This window comes from Streptomyces sp. JLBG701 (genome assembly GCF_058544905.1).
In genome coordinates this window covers 9,249,525-9,266,472 of the sequence record NZ_CM178588.1, presented here as the reverse complement: position 1 = coordinate 9,266,472, position 16,948 = coordinate 9,249,525, and the positions used below count along the sequence as shown (strand labels likewise).

Below are 16,948 nucleotides of genomic sequence, written 5' to 3'. Positions count from 1 at the left end.
TTCCTTGACATTCCTTAGACCGGCAGGAAGTTGATGGGGTGGTTGTCCGTCGCCCACAGGTACTGGACCGCGTACGCCCGCCAGGGGCGCCAGGCCGCCGCGCGTGCCGTCAGTGCGGCCGGGGTGGAGGGGAGGCCCAACTCCCCTGCCGCGCGGCGGATTCCGAGGTCGGTGGGGAGGAAGGCGTCCGGGTCGCCGAGGGCGCGCATGGCGATCACGTCCGCTGTCCAGGGGCCGAAGCCGGGGAGGGCGAGGAGGCGGGCGCGGGTTTCCGTCCAGTCGCACTCCACTCCCAAGTGGAGGGTTTTGTCTGAGAGTTGGGTGACGAGCGTGGTGAATGTGCTGCGTCGCGTGTGCGGCATCGCCAGGGTTTCCGGGTCCAGGGACGCGAGCGCCTCCGGCGACGGGAAGAGGTGCGTGAGACCGCCCTCGGGGTCGTCGACCGGCTCGCCGTGTGCCGTGACCAGGCGGGCCGCGTGGGTGCGGGCGGCGGCCGTGGAGACCTGCTGGCCGAGTACCGCGCGGATCGCGAACTCGGCCTCGTCGACCGTGCGCGGGACTCGTCGGCCGGGGGCCTTGTCGACGAGAGGGGCAAGGAGCGGATCCGCGCGCAGCTGGTCGTCGATCGCTGTCGGGTCCGCGTCCAGGTCCAGCATGCGGCGGCAGCGGCTGATGGCGACGGTCAGGTCGCGCAGGTCGCTGAGGGTGAGGCGGCAGGCGATGTGGTCGGACGTGGGGGTGAGGGAGACGATGCCGTGGCCGTAGGGGAGGCGGAGGGTGCGGCGGTACGACCCCTCGCGCCACTCCTCGACACCGGGTACGGCGGTCGCCGCGAGGTGGCCGAAGAGGTTGTCGGGGTTGAGCGGGGCGCGGAACGGGAGGCGCAGGGCGAGGGTGCCCGGGGTGACGGCCGCGTTCCTCTTGGGGAGGCGGGCGCGCAGGTCGGTGGGTGAGAGGGCGAAGACCTCCCGCACGGTGTCGTTGAAGGTACGGATCGAGGAGAAGCCGGCGGCGAAGGCGATCTCCGCCATCGGGAGCGGTGTCGTCTCGATCAACAGCCTTGCGGTCTGGGCGCGTTGGGCGCGAGCGAGGGCCAGCGGGCCCGCGCCCAGTTCGGCCAGCAGCTGGCGTTCGATCTGGCGGGTGCTGTAGCCGAGGCGGGCGGCGAGGCCGGGTACGCCCTCGCGGTCCACGATCCCGTCGGCGATCAGCCGCATCGCGCGAGCCACCAGGTCGGCCCGCTGGTTCCACTCGGGCGAGCCCGGGCTGGTGTCCGGGCGGCACCGCTTGCAGGCGCGGAACCCGGCCTGCTGGCAGGCGGCCGCGCTCGCGTAGAACACCATGTTCCGCGGCTTGGGCGGTACGACCGGGCAGCTGGGCCGGCAGTAGATACGGGTGGTCAGGACGGCGGTGAAGAACCATCCGTCGAAGCGTGCGTCCTTGGCCTGGACCGCGCGCAGACAGCGCTCCCGGTCGGTGTGCATCCCGTTCTGCATACGTCCAGCATCGGCCACCGGTCGGGCCGGGGCTGGCGAGAATCCGACATCAACCTCGTCTGTCCTGGGCTCGGCCGGATCACCGAAGCTTCGCGAAGCAGGTCGCCGCGCGCGATTGCGTTCCGCGCCCGCTGTCAGGAACGGGGGGACAGCGGGTCCGGCTCGGCTGCTGCCCCGTTCGCGTCGCCCACGGGTGTGCCTCGCCGCCGCCCGTTTCCCGGCAGGAGGCGGGCGTCGTCCACGGTGAACCCGACCGCCGCCCCGCCGCCGGGGCGTGTACCCGCGAACACGGTGCCGCCGTGCGTCTCGGCGACATCGCGGACGATGGCGAGACCGAGGCCGGAACCGGGCAGGGCGCGGGCGGTGTCGGTGCGGTGGAAGCGGTCGAAGACGCGGATCGTGTCGTCGGGGTCGATGCCCGGGCCGCGGTCGGAGACGGTGACCCTGCCGCGGCGGATGCGCACCTCGATGGGTTCGCGGCCGTCGGGGTCGAACTTGGCGGCGTTCTCCAGCAGGTTGCCCACCGCGCGTTCCAGCCCGTGGGGGCGACCCCGGACTGCTGACTCATCGGCGTCGATGTGGACCAGGCGGCCGGTACGCCGGTACACGCGTCGGGCGGCTCGGCGGGTCAACTCGGTTAGTTCCACGGGCTCTTCGGCCTCCTCACGGTTGCGGGCGAGGGCCAGTTCCACGAGCTCGTCGACCAGGTGACCCAGTTCGCGGGTCTCCCCTTCGACGTCTTCGACGAGCCGCTCGCGGGCATCCGGGGACAGCTCGTCGACGCGGCGCAGGACGGTGGCATTGGTGCGCAGGCTGGTCAGCGGGGTCCGCAACTCGTGGGCGGCATCCTGCACCAGCCTCTCCTGAGCCTCGCGGGCGGCGGCAAGCCGGGCGAGCATCCTGCCGAACGACGCGGACAGCCGCCCGACTTCGTCCCGCCCGCCGACGAGGCCCGGAACACCGGTCGTCCATCCCCCGGCGCTGACGTCCTCGGCGACCCCGGCCAGCCGTTCAAGGCGCCGGGTGATGCGCCGGGCGAGCAGCCACCCCGCCCCCGCCGCGCCCACCATGACCAAGAAGCTGGCCCCCGCGATCTCCCTGGCCATGCCGCCCAGCATGAAGTGCGTCTGGTCGATCTCCACGGCCACCTGGAGGGCCCCCCGGTCTCCGCCGAGCGCGGTGGTCAGCCGCCGGTAGGTGTGGGCGCCCACGACGACCTCGGTGGTCTCGGACTGACCGGCCGTACCGGAGGCGGCCAGCGAGAGAGCGGTGGCGGATACCGGTAGGGCCACGGGCGGGCCGCCGAGGCCGGAAGGTGTGCCGTCGCGGGCCACGGCCTGCACGATCACCCGCCGCTCCTCCTCGTCCCCCGGGCCCGGCAGGTCCGGCCGGGGAAAGAGGTCCGGTCCCCCGGCCAGCGCGGCTGGGAGGTCCGGTGCGCGGTCGTCGTCGGCGGCCCCGGCCACGGCCACCGTGACGGTGCGCAGCGTCCGGTCGATCTCCGCGAGGACCCGGTCGGAGGCGGCACGGTAGCTCAGCATCCCGACCAGGGTCGCCACCAGGGCGCCGACGGCGGCGAAGGAGAGCGCGAAGCGTGAGCGCAGGCTCATGGCCGCCGTGCCGCGTAGCCCACGCCGCGGATCGTGTGGATCACTTCGGGCGCGCCGGCGTCGGCGAGCTTGCGCCGCAGATAACCGACGTACCCCGCCAGGTTCTTGACGTCCACGCCGACGTCCTGACCCCAGACCCGCCGGTACAGGGCCTCATGGTCCAGCACGAGCCCTTCGTTGCGCACCAGCAGCTCCAGCAGGTCGAACTCGGTCTTCGTCAGGCGCAGTTCCGTCTCGCCCCACCATGCGCGCCGGGCGGCCGGGAGGACCCGCAGGGCCGCGATGCGCAGGGCGGTACCGGCACCGACCACCCCGTGCGATTCCCCGGCCCCCGGTTCCGACGCGACGCGGCGCAGCAACGCCCGTAGCCGAGCCAGCAGTTCGGGTACCTCGAAGGGCTTGGGCAGATAGTCGTCCGCTCCCGCGTCCAGGCCGGCGATCCGGTCCGGGGTTTCGGCTCGCGCGGTGAGCATCAGTACCGGTGTGCGGTCGCCGTCGGCGCGCAGCACCCGGCACACGGCCACGCCCTCGACGTGGGGCATCATCACGTCGACCACCAGCGCGCTGAAGGAGCCCTGGCGGACGCGGGTCAGGGCCTCCACTCCGTCGGCGGCGGTGACGACGCCGTACCCCTCCAACTCCAGTGCGCGCGCGAGGGATTCACGGACCGCGCGGTCGTCGTCGGCGATGAGGACACAATTGGGCACGTCCCCATGATGGCCCACCGCCTCGGAAGACCTCGGAAAGCCTCACGCGCAACCGTCGTATCTCGGCCGCACTCACGCCCCGACTCTTACCTTGCTCCGGACTCCCTCCCCCCGAACTCTGAGATCCCTCACCCAGCATGGGTTCCGCAGACCGATCACCCCCCCCACGGAGTCCCCCATGTCAAGCGCCATGTCACCCATCGGACCAGTGCGCCGCGCCCTGGCCGTCGCCGCGTGCGTCACCCTCGCCGTCACCGGCTGCTCCACCCTCGGATCCGCGTCCTCCACCTCGGAGTTGACCGCCAAGGCGCCGATCCCGGCCTCCGCGACCCGTGCCGGCGCGGGCGGGGCGAACACCGCCCAGGTCGTGGCCGCCGCCGACGCCTTCCTCGCGACACTCTCCGACGAGCAGAAGGACACCGTCCTCTACGACTTCGACGACGCCGCCAAGAAGACCGGCTGGTCGAACTTCCCGACGCCCGTCGTCGAACGCAACGGCCTCAAGCTGGGCGATCTCACCGACGACCAGGAGGCGGCGGCCCTCAAGGTCATGGAGGCCGCACTCAGCAAGAAGGGCTACGAGGAACTCGTGGAGATCCGCAAGGCCGACGACTACCTCGCCGCGCTGCCGGACGACGGGGGTTCCGGCGGCGGCACCCCGACCGCCTCCGCGACGGCCTCTCCCACCGCCTCGCCGACCGGAGGCGGCGGCCGGCCCCCGGGCGGTGGCGGAGGCGCCAACTTCGGCTCGGAGTGGTACTACATCTCCTTCTTCGGACTGCCCAGCAGGACCGGGGAGTTCACGCTCCAGTACGGCGGCCACCATGCGGCGTACAACCTCACCTACGCCGGAAAGAGCGTCTCCATCTCCCCCACCCTGACGGCTGTCGAGCCGATGGAGTTCAACTGGGAGGACCTCTACTACGCCCCGCTGGAGGACAAACGGACCGCGACCGTCGGGGCCGTCCAGTCGCTCACCGCCGACGAGTTGGCCGCGGCCGAGATCGACGGCAGCTTCGACGACCTGTACCTGGGCCCCGGCCACGACGGCCCCTTCCCCACCGCGCCCGAGGGCGTCCTGGTGAGCAGTCTGACCAAGAAGCAGCAGGCGAAGGTCACCGCGATGCTGAAGGCGTGGGTCGACGACCTGGACGAGCGGGCGGCCGCGCGGCTGCTCGCCAAGTACGTCTCCGAGTACGACGAGACGTACATCGGCTGGAGCGGCGGCACGACCCTCGACAACAGCCAGACGTACGTCCGTCTCGACGGCCCGTCCGCCTGGATCGAGTTCTCCAACCAGCCCGGCGCCTCGACCGACGGCATCCACCAGCACACGATCTTCCGGGACGAGACAGCCGACTACGGCTGGGAATGACGGAGCGTCATAAACCATGCGCCGTCTGCTGCTTGCTCTCCTGCTCTCGGCGTTGACGCTGGTCGGTGGCCTCGCGTCGCCGGCCGGCGCCCATCCGATGAGCACCTCGGCCGTCCTCCTCGACATCCGCGACGACCGCGTCGAGGGCGAGGTGCAACTGCCCGTCGACCGCCTCGCCGTCGCCGTGCACCGCGACCTCACCACCGACGGCGTCCTAGGCGCCGACCGGGAGTTCCTCAGGCGCTACACCGGCGCGCACATCACCGCCGTAGGAGATGACGGCGAGGCGTGGGCGGTCGTACTCGGCACCGGATCGGTCCGGACGATCGACGGATCGGCGCACCTCGTCTATCCGCTGGAGATCCGTCCGCCCGACGGGCGGGTCACCGACTTCGACCTGCGCTACGACGTCATCGTCGAGGAGCTCCTCACCCACAAGGTGATCGCGACCGTCCGGTACGACTTCGACCGCGGCATCCTGAAGACCGACGACGCAGAGACCCTCGGGGTGTTCGACTTCACGACCAAGAGCCTGAAGGTGCCCGCGGGCGAGGGATCGTGGGTGCGGGGTTTCGCGACCACCGCCGGCCTCGGCATCGAGCATGTCGGTGAGGGCGCCGACCATCTGCTGTTTCTTCTGATGCTGCTCATTCCGGCCCCGCTGGTGGCCGTCGGGGGCCGGTGGCGCGCCGGTACGTCGGCGCGCCGCAGCGCCGTCCGTGTCGTGCACGTGGTGTCCGCGTTCGCCGTGGGTCATTCGCTCACGCTGGCGTTGGCGGCGGCGGGAGTGGTCGATGTGCCGAGCCGGCCGGTCGAGACGCTGATCGCGTTCTCTATCGGGGTGTCGGCGGTCCATGCGATCCGGCCGTTGGTGGCCGGCGGCGAGGTGCTCATCGCGAGCGGGTTCGGGCTGGTCCACGGGCTGGCGTTCGCCTCGCTCATCGGCGACCTCGGGCTCGACCGCGGCTCGCTCGTGACGACCCTGCTCGGCTTCAACCTGGGCATCGAACTGACACAACTGCTCGTCGTGGCACTCCTGATGCCGTCGCTGCTCGTCCTGGCCCGTACGGCCGTATACCCCGCGTTCCGTGTCGGGGTCGCGCTCGTCGGTGTGCTCTTCTCGGTGTCCTGGATGCTGGAACGCGCGACGCTGACGTCCGCCGACCCGTTCGAGGGCGTTCAGACCTGGCTGGTGGGGCATCCGCTGCTCGTCGCGGCGACGGTCGCGGCCCTCGCCGCCGTCGCCCATCGAGCGAAGGCTTCGGCGAGACGCCCCGGAAAGGCCTTCGGCGACCTTGAGCCGCTACCGTGACTCGAGCCTCGCCGTCCCCTTCCCCTCCCCTGGAGCCCCCGTGAACGTCGTCGTCTTCGGAGCGTCCGGCATGGTCGGCCAGGGAGTCCTGCGCGCCTGTCTCCTGGACGACACGGTCACCGGTGTCCTGGTGATCGGCCGGAGCCCGCTCGGTGTCTCCCACCCCAAGCTGCGCGAGATCGTGCACGAAGACTTCACCGACTTCTCCGCCCTCGCCGGGCAGTTGACCGGCCTGGACGGCTGCTTCTTCTGCCTCGGTGTCTCCTCCGCCGGGCTCAGCGAGGCCGACTACACGCGCATCACGTACGACTACACGCTCGCGGCGGCCGAAGCCGTGGCCGCCGACAGTCCCGGGCTGACCTTCACCTACGTCTCGGGCGAGGGCACCGACAGCAGCGAGGCCGGCCGCACGATGTGGGCCCGCGTCAAGGGCCGTACCGAGAACGCCCTGTTGGCCCTCCCGATCAATGCCTACCTCTTCCGCCCCGCCTACATCCAGCCCCGCCACGGGGCGGTCTCCAGGACCCGGGTGTACCGGCTGACGTACGCGCTGACGGGCTGGCTGTATCCCGTGCTGCACCGCGTCTTGCCCCGTCACACCACGACGACCGAGCACCTCGGCCGGGCAATGCTCGCCCTCACCCGGCCCGGCGCCGAGGCCCCGCGCATCCTGTACAGCCCGGACATCAACCGCCTGGGCGCCTGAGGGCGGACGGCAGGCGGGCGAGGTCTCGCGGGCAGACGGCTTCTCGCCTGTCAGGCGGTCGGCTTCTTGTCGAAACTGGCGAAGTAGGCGGCCGCCATGTCCTCGTCGGCGTGGCCCTGTGCGGCGGCGCGGGCGAAGCGTTCGGCGCTCGCCTCGGCCACGTCCAGGCGTACGCCGTGCCGCTTGCCGGCCTCGACGATCAGCCGGGCGTCCTTGGCGGCTGTGCCCACGGCGAACTGGGCCGGGGACAGCTGGTCGTTGAGGATCAGCCCGGCCTTGGCGTGCAGGTAGCCCATGTCGAGCGGGCCGCCCGCGATCAGGTCGAAGAAGTTCTGCGGGTCGACGTCGAGGGCCTGGGACAGGGCCAGGACCTCGCCGGCGGCGTTGGTCGCGGCGAGGACCCAGCTGTTGGCCACCAGCTTGAGGCGGGTGGCGGTGCCCGCGGCGCCGTCCTCGCCGGTCCACACCGTGCGGGCCCCGACAGCATCGAGTACCGGGGTCACCGCGGCGCGTCCCTCGGTGGGCCCTGCGGCCAGCACGGTCAGATGACCGGCTTCCGCGGGCTGGCGGGTGCCGAGCACGGGCGCGTCGAAGAAGACCAGGTCGTGAGCGCGGGCGAAGTCGGCCAGCTCGCCGATGGCCTCGATGCCGACGGTGGTCGACTGGACCCAGGCGGCGCCGGGGCGCAGGGCGGGAGCGGCCTCGCGCATCACGTCCAGGGCGGCGGGGCCGTCGTAGAGCATGGTGAGGACGACGTCGGCGCCCCGTACGGCCTCGGCGGGGGTGTCGGCGATGTGCGCGCCCTCGGTGGCCAGCGGCTCGGCCTTGGCGCGGGAGCGGTTCCAGGCCTGGACGGTGTGTCCGGCGCGGGCGATGTTACGGGCCATCGCGGCGCCCATGATGCCGGTGCCCAGGACACTCACGGTGAGCTTGTCGGTCATGACGTCATCAACTTCCTGATCTGATGGATGGTCAGGCGCCAGTCTCCCGGAGGCCGCGCCGATGAGGCCGTCGAGGCACGCCTGATGGCCGTTGAGCACACTCGTAAGTCAGCGGATCTGCCCGGCGAACGCCTTGTACGCCCGCTCGTCGAAGAGCACGAACCTGACCTCCTCGACCGAGGTCTCCGCGCCCCGTACCGTCTCCACCGCGATCCGGGCCGCGTCCTCCATCGGCCAGTGGTAGACGCCGGTGGAGATGGCCGGGAACGCGACGGTTCGGGCGCCCAACTCGTCGGCCACGCGCAGCGATTCGCGGTAACAGGAGGCCAGTAGCTCCGAGCGGTCCTCGCTGCGGCTGTGCACCGGGCCGACCGTGTGGATCACCCAGCGCGCGTCCAGTTTGCCCGCGGTCGTCGCGACCGCCTTGCCCGTCGGGAGGCCTTTGCCGAGGTGGGCGGCGCGGAGTTCGCGGCAGTCCTCCAGGATCGCGGGGCCGCCGCGGCGGTGGATCGCGCCGTCCACGCCTCCGCCGCCGAGGAGTGAGGAGTTGGCCGCGTTGACGATCGCGTCGGCGGTCTGCCGGGTGATGTCGCCCTGGACGAAGGTGATGGTGGTCATGTCTGCCTCAGCCTCCTCCAGACCGCCTTCGCCGCGTTGTGTCCCGACATGCCGTGCACGCCGGGTCCCGGCGGGGTGGCCGAGGAGCAGATGAACACCGCAGGGTGCGGTGTGCTGTAGGGGAACAGGGAGAGTTTGGGGCGCAGCAGGAGCTGGAGTCCCGAAGCGGCGCCCGTGGCGATGTCGCCGCCGACGTAGTTGGCGTTGCGGGCGGCGAGTTCGGGTGGGCCGGCGGTCGCGCGGGCGAGGACGCGGTCGCGGAAGCCGGGGGCGAAACGCTCCAGTTGGCGCTCGATCGCGTCGGTGAGGTCTCCGGTCCAGCCGTTCGGCACATGGCCGTACGCCCAGAAGACGTGCTTGCCCGCCGGGGCCCGGGTGGGGTCGGCGACGCTGGGCTGCACCGTGATGAGGAAGGGCGCGTCGGGTGCGCGGCCCTCCCTGGACGCCGCGCGCAGAGCGGTGTCGATCTCCGCGCTGCTCGCGCCGACCTGCACGGTGCCCGCGCCGCGCGCCTCCTTCGCGGTCCAGGGCACCGGGCCGTCCAGCGCGTAGTCGATCTTGAAGACGCTCGCGCCGTACCGGTACCGCTCGTAGTACCGCCCGAAGCCCGCGATCCGGGCCAGCGCGGTGGGCGAGGTGTCGAAGACGTACGCGCGCGCGGGCGGCAGGTCGTCGAGGCGCTTGACCTCGTAGTCGGTGTGGACGGTGCCGCCGAGGTCCTTCAGATACGCGGTGAGCGCGTCGGAGATCGACTGGGAGCCGCCTCGCGCCACCGGCCAGCCGCGGGCGTGCGCGGCCAGGGCGAAGACCAGGCCGACGGCGCCGGTGGCAAGGCCGTCGAGCGGGGCGATGACGTGCGCCACGAGGCCGGCGAACAGGGCCTTGGCGCGCTCGTCGTGGAAGCGCCGGGTCAGCCAGGTCGACGGGGGCAGGCCGACGAGGCCGAAGCGGGCGAGGGTGACCGGGTCGCGGGGCAGCGCGGTGAGCGGCAGGGACATGAAGTCCCGGACCAGGGTGTCCCACTTGGGCAGGAACGGCTCGACCAGCCTGCGGTACGCGCCCGCGTCACGCGGCCCGAAGGAGGCGGCCGTCTCCGCCACGGACCGGGACAGCACGGCGGCCGTGCCGTCGGGGAACGGGTGCGCCATGGGCAGCTCGGCGTGTACCCACTCCAGGCCGTAGCGCTCCAGGGGCAGCGCCCTGAACGCCGGTGAGTTGATGCCGAGCGGGTGCGCGGCGGAGCACGGGTCGTGGCGGAAGCCGGGCAGGGTGAGTTCCTCGGTGCGCGCTCCCCCGCCCACGGTGTCGCGGGCCTCGAAGACGGCCACCGAGAAGCCGCGCCGGGCGAGCTCCACGGCAGCGGTCAGTCCGTTCGGCCCCGCACCCACCACGACCACATCGAGCATCGACGGCACCTTCGGACTCCTTCGTCAGCCGATGGCCACTGAGATCAGGATACGGCTGGGTCCGGAGCCCGGAGGGCACGGTCTGGTCAGGCGCTCCACGGGTACGGCTCGCTCAGCAGCTCCACCACTCGACGGGCCGTGGCCGCGTCCCGCGCCGCCGTGAACGGCAGGGTGTTGCCGCCCGTGATCCGGAAAGGCTCGCCGGTGAGCGTCAGGTGCGCGCCACCGGCCTCCTCGACGAGGAGCAGGCCCGCCGCGTGATCCCAGGCAGCCTCCCAGCTGAAGGCCGTGGCATCCAACTCGCCCCGGGCGACGGCGAGATACTCCAGGCCTGCCGAACCACAGGCGCGGGGCGCGACACCGTCCGTCCAGAGGCTGAGGAGCGCGCGCTTCTGGGCGTCGGTCGTGTAGTCCGGGTGGGAGGTGGCTATGCGCAGGTCCCGGTCGGCGGGCGGCGGACCGGCGTGCAGCCGCTCGCCGTCGAGGAAGGCACCGCCGCCCCTTACCGCGGTGGCCAGTTGGTCACGTGCGGGCGCGAACGTCCACGAGGCGTGCACGACTCCGCCCAGCGCGAGCGCGACCAGCGTGCAGAAGCCGGGGTCGCCGTGCACGAACTGCCGTGTCCCGTCCACGGGGTCGACGATCCAGACCGGGGCGTCGCCCTGTATCGCCTCATAGGTGGCCGGGTTGGCGTGCACCGCTTCCTCGCCGACCACGACCGAGCCGGGCAGCAGCTTGCCGAGCACCTCGGTGAGATACAGCTCGGCGTTGCGGTCGGCGTCCGTCACCAGGTCGTGCGGGCCGCTCTTCTGGTCGACCTCGTGCGCGGCCAGCTGGCGGAAGCGCGGCATGATCTCTGCCGCGGCGGCCTTGCGGATCTCTTCTTGCACGTCGGAGGCGTGCCGGGCGAGAAACTCGTCGATGGTTTCGTTTGCTTCGATCATGCCTCCATGAGAGCACGCGCCACTGACAATCCACTCCCGCCCCCTGTACACCGGGTGGAATCGGCATGAACACCCACCTTCGGCGCCAACCGTCGTGGAGCCTCAGCGTCCGACCGCGTACCCCTGCATGCCCCGCGGGTTCGCCGCCGCCGACAGGATCCCCGTCTCCGGGTCCCGCGCGACCGCGCACAGCCGCCCCTCGGACCAGGGGTCGCCGACGGTCACGTCATGCCCGCGCCGCCGCAGCTCCTCGACGACACCCGCGTCCATACGGGACTCCACCGTCACGCTTCCGGGCCGCATGCCGCGCGGATAGAAAGAACTGGGAAAGCCGTCGTTGTGCCAGTTCGGGGCGTCGATCGCGCCCTGAAGGTCGAGACCGCCGCGCACACGGCCGCGCAGGGCGACGGCCAGGAAGAAATGCACCTGCCACTGGTCCTGCTGGTCCCCGCCGGGCGTGCCGAAGGCCATGACCGGCACCCCGTCGCGCAGGGCGATCGAGGGGGTGAGGGTGGTGCGGGGGCGGCGGCCCGGGGTGAGGGAGTTCGGCAGGCCCTCCTCCAGCCAGGTCATCTGGAGCCGGGTGCCGAGCGGGAAGCCCAGCTCGGGCACGACCGGGTTGGACTGGAGCCAGCCCCCGCTGGGCGTGGCCGCGACCATGTTCCCCCAGCGGTCGACGACGTCCAGGTGGCAGGTGTCGCCCCGGGTCCCACCGTCGGCGCCGACGGTCGGCTCGCCCGCCCCCATCGGGCTGAAACCGGGATCGTCGTCGGCGATCACGCGCGCGTGCGCGCACAGCCGCGGCGTACGCCCTGCCGGACTGCCGGGCCGCAGCTCGTACGAGGCCTTCTCGCCGACGAGTGCACGCCGCCCCGCGTTGTACCCGTCCGACAGCAGCTCGCCGAGCGGCACCTCGGCCGCGTCCCCGTACCAGGCCTCCCGGTCGGCCATGGCGAGCTTGCAGCCCTCGATCAGCAGGTGGACGTAGTCCGCGGAGCCGTATCGCGGCAGCTCGGGCGGGAGCAGGGCGAGCTGCTGGAGGAAGGCGGGGCCCTGGCTCCAGGGGCCGGCCTTGCACAGGGTCCAGCCGTTCCAGTCGTACGTCGTCGGCGCCTCGTAGGTCGCGGACCAATCGGCGAGGTCGGCGGCCGTCAGCGTGCCGGTGTGGCGGGCGCCGCTGGTGTCCAGGGTGGGGCGCTCGGACTGTCGTACCAGGGCCTCGGCGATGAAGCCGGAGCGCCACACCTCACGGGCCGCCTCGATCTGCGCGACCCGGTCCCCCGCCCCGCCGGTCTCGGCGAGCAGCCGCTTCCAGGTGGCGGCCAGCGCGGGGTTGCGGAGCAGCTCGCCGGGGCGGGGCGCCTTGCCGCCCGGCAGGTACACGTCCGCCGAGGAGGTCCACTCCGTCTCGAAGAGTTCCCGTACCGACTCGACGGTCGCGCCGACGTTCTCCACGGGCGCGTGCCCGTCCTCGGCGTACCCGATGGCGTACTTCAGGACGTCCGCGAGGGGCTTGGTGCCGTGGTCGCGGAGCAGGAGCATCCAGGCGTCGAACGCGCCGGGGACGGCTGCGGCGAGGGGGCCCGTGCCGGGTACTAGGTCCAGCCCGAGCCCCCGGTAGTGCGCGACGCTCGCCCCGGCCGGCGCGACGCCCTGTCCGCACAGCACCCGCACCTCGCCGCCCGCCGGGGCGAGCAGGATCGGAACCTCTCCGGCGGGCCCGTTGAGATGCGGCTCGACGACGTGCAGGACGAACGCGCCCGCGACGGCGGCGTCGTACGCGTTGCCACCGTCCTCCAGGACCGCCATCGCCGACTGCGAGGCCAGCCAGTGGGTGGAGGACACCATGCCGAAGGTGCCCTGGAGTGTGGGGCGGGTGGTGAACACGGGCGGTCTCCTCACTGCGGGGCGGGCGGCCTGATGATCGTACGGATCTACGGCCCCACGGTCGTCCTACGGCTCTACGGTCGCCGTCTGCCCGCCGTGAGCACATGCCCGCTGGCGCCCAGCAACATCGGCTCGGACTCGATGCGCCGGGTCGCCGCCAGGACGGCCTCGCGGCGGTCCGGGTCGTCCAGCCAGTCCTCGATGCCGCCCATCAGCCAGGCGAGACCCTCGACGCCGTACTGGCCCTCGACAGAGAGCCCGGACTCGGTGAACTCGCCGGGGACTTCGGTCGGTTGGGCGAAGTAGGCGACCGTGAACTGCCCGGCTCCCCTGTCGTGCCGACCATCCGCGGACACGGCGTCGGTGTGGGCCCGTTGGACGGGGTCGAAGTAGCGCTCCTGCTTCAACATGTCGTGCAGTCCGGCGTACCGGTTGATGGTGGCGGCGACCACGAGCCCTCCTGGCCGCACCGCCCGCCGGGCCTCGGCCAACGCCTGTACCCGGTCGGCCCGTTCAGGCAGGTGGTAGAGCGGCCCGAGCAGCAGCACCACGTCGTACGCGGCGTCCTCGGCGGGCAGGGCGCGGGCGTCTCCCGGGCGGACGGCGACACCCGGCAGCTTGGCCGCCTGTTCCAGGTGCAGCGGTACGGGATCGACCAGTTCGACCTCGTACCCGTCCCGGGCGAGCCACTCCGCGTGGATCCCGCTGCCGCCGCCGACGTCGAGGACGCGCGCGGGGGCCGGGGGCAGCCGCCGCCGGAGCACTTCCTGGGTCCGCCAGAACTCCAGCCGTCCGGAGCCCTGTCGGAGCCGGGCGTCCTCCTTGCCCTGTGTGTAGTAGGCGAGGATCTCCTCGCGCACGGCCGGGGTCTGCTCACGCGTCGTCTCGGTCATCGCCCCAGGCTGGATGCGGGTGCGCACTGTACACAACGGGATTTCGGTCATCTCTCGCGTGCCGCCACCAGCCCCGACTCGTAGGCGAACACGACCAGTTGGGCCCGGTCGCGGGCGCCCAGCTTCGTCATCGCGCGGCTGATGTGGGTCTTCGCCGTCAGGGGGCTGATGACCATGTGGGCGGCGATCTCCTCGTTGGTCAGGCCGCGGGCGGCCAGGGCCGTGACCTCGCGTTCGCGGCGGGTGAGGCACTCCAGGCCGGGGGCCGTGGTGCGGTCCGGGGGACGGGAGACGAACTCGCCGATCAGGGTGCGGGTGACGGACGGGGACAGGAGGGCTTCGCCGCGGGCGACGACCTCGATGGCCTGGAGCAGGTCGGCCGGTTCGGTGTCCTTCAGCAGGAAACCGCTCGCGCCCGCGCGCAGCGCCTCGAAGACGTACTCGTCGAGGCCGTAGTTGGTGAGCATCACCACGCGGACTGCGGAGAGGGCCGGGTCGGCGGCGATGCGGCGGGTGGCCTCGATGCCCGTCATCACCGGCATCTGTACGTCGATCAGCGCGACGTCGGGGAGTTCGGCCCGCACCAGCTCCACGCCCCGCTCCCCGTCCGCCGCCTCGCCGACCACCTCGATGCCGTCCTCGGCGTCGAGCAGTGCACGGAAACCGGCGCGCATCAGGGCCTGGTCGTCGACGAGAGCCACCCGGATCATCCCGGCTCCCCCAGGGGCAGGGACGCCCGCACCGAGAAGCCGCCCTCCGCGCGTGGGGCGGCGTGCAGGGTGCCGCCGAGGGCAGCGACGCGTTCGCGCATGCCGGTGAGGCCGATGCCGGGTGTGGGCGGGTTGGACTGGTCGGCGACGCCGTCGTCGTCGACGTGGATCGTCAACTCGTCGTCCCCGTAGTCGAGTCGGACCGATATCTTCGCGGCTCCCGCGTGCCGGGCGGCGTTGGTCAGGGACTCCTGGACTATGCGGTAGACGGCCCGGTCGACGGTCGCCGTCAGGGGGCGTTCCGCACCGCTCACGGTCAGGTCGGCCGCCAGGCCGGCCGCGCGGGCGCGCTCCACGAGCAGCGCGGGTGTGCCGGTCGTCTCGTCGGTGCGCAGGATCTCCAGTGTGGCCCGCAGCTCGCGCATGGCCTCGCCGCCCGCCTCCTGGATGGCGAGCAGGGCGGGCGGCACCTCCTCGCCGCGCTTGCGGGCGAGGTGGACGGCGACGCCCGCCTGGAGTTTGACGATCGAGATGCTGTGGGTGAGGGAGTCGTGCAACTCCCTCGCGATGCGCAGGCGTTCCTCGCCCGCCCGGCGCAGTGCGGCCTCCTCGCGGGTGCGCTCCGCCTCCAGGGCGCGCTGTTCGGTCTGGCGCAGATACGCCTGCCAGTTGCTGTCGGCGAGGCCGGTCACGACCGCGCACAGGAACCAGCCCGCGAGCAGTGCGGTCCTCTCGACCACCTGCTGGGTCGTCGGCCCCGTCGCGAGGTACGCCGCCAGGAACACCCCGCCCGCCCCGGCCGCCCAACCGCGGTGTCGCGCGCGGGCCGCCGTATGCATGGCGGCCAGGACGGGCAGGCCCGCGATCGGCCCCGGATGGGCGTGCAGGACGTAGGCCGCGCCGCTCGCCGTGGCCACGGCGAGGACCGCTCTCGGAGCCGTCTGGTAGAAGGCCAGGGCCGCGGAACCAAGGACGATGAGCGCGTAGTCGACGCCCGTCGTGTCCGCGTCGAAGGCCGCCACGACCGCGACGAGGGCGCCGACCACGACCGCGAGGCCCGCGTCGGCCAAGCGCCTGCGTGTCACCGATTCCCCGTTCATGCCCGCACACTAGACCGCCGCACCGACAACGGCGTCAGACCTGTGGACTGCTCCCGCACTACTCCCCACGCAGTAGTGGCCGGCACCGCCGCGCCCCCTGTCGTAGCGTCAACTGCCATCGGCCGTACGACGACCCGGAGCACCCGGCGGGCGCACGCTGCTGTCCATGACCTCAGCCTTCCGCTACACCAAGCCCCTGCCGCCCAAGTCGGCCACCGGCCGCGTCGCCGAGGTGTACGAACAGCTCGCGAGGGACTTCGGCATCAACGAGCCCGTGACCTTCGTGGTCCTGTCCTCCGCGCCCGAAATCCTCGCCGCGACCTGGGCGTTGATGCGCGAGTCGCTCATCGCGGGCCCCGGTGACCGCACCGGCAAGGAACTCGCCGCGCTCGGGGTGTCGCTCGCCAACAGGTGCCCGTTCTGCGTGGACGCGCACACCGTGCTGCTGCACGCCACCGGCGACCACGCGCTCGCCGAGCGTCTCGCGCGCGGGGAGCAGCCGGAGAACGAGGAGCACGCGCGCGTGCTGGAGTGGGGCAGGCAGTCCCGCGTACCGGGTCGCCTCGGCGCCGGGCCGTACCCGTTCCCGCGCGAGCACGCCCCCGGCTACCTCGGCACCGCCCTCGCCTTCCACCTCATCAACCGGGTGGTGTCCGCCCTGCTGACCGAGAACCTGCTGCCGGGCAACGCCCAGCGGCTGCGTCCGGTACGCAGCCTGGCGGGCCGCACGCTCGCCCGGACCGTACGCCGCCCGGCCCGTCCCGGCGAGGCCCTCGCGCTGCTCGACCAGCCCGACCCCGGCGAGGCTCCCGCGTGGGCGGGCGGCACGGCCGTAGGCCTCGCGTACGCGGCGCTGCTCAGGGCGGCCCTGACGGACACCGGCTTCCTCGACGCCGACGACCTGGACCTCGTAGAGGAGACCTTGCTCGACTGGGACGGGGCGCATCCCTCGCTCGGCCTTGGCGGGTTTCCAGACCGGCGGGAGCGGCCCGGCGCGCGACTCGCGTTGCTGGCCGCCCTCGCGCCGTACCGCATCACAGATGAAGACGTGGCGGCCTGGCGGCGGCCGGAGCACAGCGACGAATCTCTTGTGCGGCTCGTGGTCTATGGGGCCTTTTTGGCCGTTGACCGGATCGAGTCGGCGGCGAACCTCCGCTCGGCGCGGGCATAACGGGACACACAGCCCGTCAACAGCGGGCCTGCGTCACCGCACAGGCACGGAGCGAGTTCATACTTCCGCCCC

General features: G+C 72.3%; 15 protein-coding genes. 4 read left to right on the top strand and 11 right to left on the bottom strand.

Annotated elements, in window-relative coordinates; genetic code table 11:
- Positions 1-14: 14 nt before the first annotated feature.
- The 3 genes from AC5DRG_RS42455 to AC5DRG_RS42445 form a co-directional block, all read right to left on the bottom strand.
- The gene (locus AC5DRG_RS42455; protein WP_491805193.1) at positions 15-1,496 is read right to left on the bottom strand and encodes an AlkA N-terminal domain-containing protein; all 1,482 of its coding nucleotides are present in this window, start codon (positions 1,494-1,496) and stop codon (positions 15-17) included.
- 134 nt (positions 1,497-1,630) lie between these two features.
- Complete coding sequence (locus tag AC5DRG_RS42450) at positions 1,631-3,106, bottom strand: sensor histidine kinase (protein WP_491805192.1); 1,476 nt, start codon at positions 3,104-3,106, stop codon at positions 1,631-1,633.
- The gene (locus AC5DRG_RS42445; RefSeq protein WP_491805191.1) at positions 3,103-3,813 is read right to left on the bottom strand and encodes a response regulator transcription factor; all 711 of its coding nucleotides are present in this window, start codon (positions 3,811-3,813) and stop codon (positions 3,103-3,105) included. Before AC5DRG_RS42445 ends, AC5DRG_RS42450 begins: the two co-directional genes overlap by 4 nt.
- Positions 3,814-3,991: 178 nt before the next feature.
- On the opposite strand from AC5DRG_RS42445, the gene AC5DRG_RS42440 reads away from it, so the two are divergent.
- Genes AC5DRG_RS42440 through AC5DRG_RS42430 form a run of 3 tightly spaced genes read left to right on the top strand, consistent with a single transcriptional unit; the run spans position 3,992 to position 7,206 of the window.
- Positions 3,992-5,188, top strand: a complete 1,197-nt coding sequence (locus AC5DRG_RS42440) for a DUF3500 domain-containing protein (RefSeq protein WP_491805190.1) — start codon at positions 3,992-3,994, stop codon at positions 5,186-5,188.
- Positions 5,189-5,204: 16 nt separating this feature from the next.
- Positions 5,205-6,500 (top strand): HupE/UreJ family protein, encoded by a 1,296-nt coding sequence (locus AC5DRG_RS42435; protein WP_491805189.1) that lies wholly within the window; start codon positions 5,205-5,207, stop codon positions 6,498-6,500.
- A 40-nt stretch (positions 6,501-6,540) separates the two neighbouring features.
- Complete coding sequence (locus AC5DRG_RS42430; protein ID WP_491805188.1) at positions 6,541-7,206, top strand: Rossmann-fold NAD(P)-binding domain-containing protein; 666 nt, start codon at positions 6,541-6,543, stop codon at positions 7,204-7,206.
- 50 nt (positions 7,207-7,256) lie between these two features.
- On the opposite strand, the gene AC5DRG_RS42425 is transcribed toward AC5DRG_RS42430, so the two are convergent.
- The 8 genes from AC5DRG_RS42425 to AC5DRG_RS42390 all read right to left on the bottom strand — a co-directional run bounded on the left by AC5DRG_RS42425 (position 7,257) and on the right by AC5DRG_RS42390 (position 15,705).
- On the bottom strand, positions 7,257-8,147 hold the full coding sequence (locus AC5DRG_RS42425) for an NAD(P)-dependent oxidoreductase (RefSeq protein WP_491805187.1): 891 nt from the start codon (positions 8,145-8,147) through the stop codon (positions 7,257-7,259).
- A 108-nt stretch (positions 8,148-8,255) separates the two neighbouring features.
- Complete coding sequence (locus AC5DRG_RS42420) at positions 8,256-8,765, bottom strand: O-acetyl-ADP-ribose deacetylase (protein WP_491805186.1); 510 nt, start codon at positions 8,763-8,765, stop codon at positions 8,256-8,258.
- A complete protein-coding gene (locus AC5DRG_RS42415) occupies positions 8,762-10,171 on the bottom strand; it encodes a phytoene desaturase family protein (protein WP_491813302.1) in 1,410 nt (469 codons plus the stop codon). Before AC5DRG_RS42415 ends, AC5DRG_RS42420 begins: the two co-directional genes overlap by 4 nt.
- 86 nt (positions 10,172-10,257) lie before the next feature.
- Positions 10,258-11,115, bottom strand: a complete 858-nt coding sequence (locus tag AC5DRG_RS42410; protein WP_491805185.1) for an inositol monophosphatase family protein — start codon at positions 11,113-11,115, stop codon at positions 10,258-10,260.
- Positions 11,116-11,217: 102 nt separating this feature from the next.
- A complete protein-coding gene (locus AC5DRG_RS42405) occupies positions 11,218-13,002 on the bottom strand; it encodes a gamma-glutamyltransferase family protein (RefSeq protein ID WP_491805184.1) in 1,785 nt (594 codons plus the stop codon).
- 74 nt (positions 13,003-13,076) lie between these two features.
- Complete coding sequence (locus AC5DRG_RS42400; protein ID WP_491805183.1) at positions 13,077-13,895, bottom strand: class I SAM-dependent methyltransferase; 819 nt, start codon at positions 13,893-13,895, stop codon at positions 13,077-13,079.
- Between the two features lie 47 nt (positions 13,896-13,942).
- On the bottom strand, positions 13,943-14,605 hold the full coding sequence (locus AC5DRG_RS42395) for a response regulator (RefSeq protein ID WP_491805182.1): 663 nt from the start codon (positions 14,603-14,605) through the stop codon (positions 13,943-13,945).
- Positions 14,602-15,705: a sensor histidine kinase gene (locus AC5DRG_RS42390; protein WP_491805181.1), complete on the bottom strand. Its 1,104-nt coding sequence runs from the start codon at positions 15,703-15,705 to the stop codon at positions 14,602-14,604. The genes AC5DRG_RS42395 and AC5DRG_RS42390 overlap by 4 nt, the downstream gene beginning before the upstream one ends.
- A 166-nt stretch (positions 15,706-15,871) precedes the next feature.
- Between AC5DRG_RS42390 and AC5DRG_RS42385 the strand changes: the two genes are divergently transcribed.
- The gene (locus tag AC5DRG_RS42385) at positions 15,872-16,876 is read left to right on the top strand and encodes a carboxymuconolactone decarboxylase family protein (protein ID WP_491805180.1); all 1,005 of its coding nucleotides are present in this window, start codon (positions 15,872-15,874) and stop codon (positions 16,874-16,876) included.
- Positions 16,877-16,948: the final 72 nt, after the last annotated feature.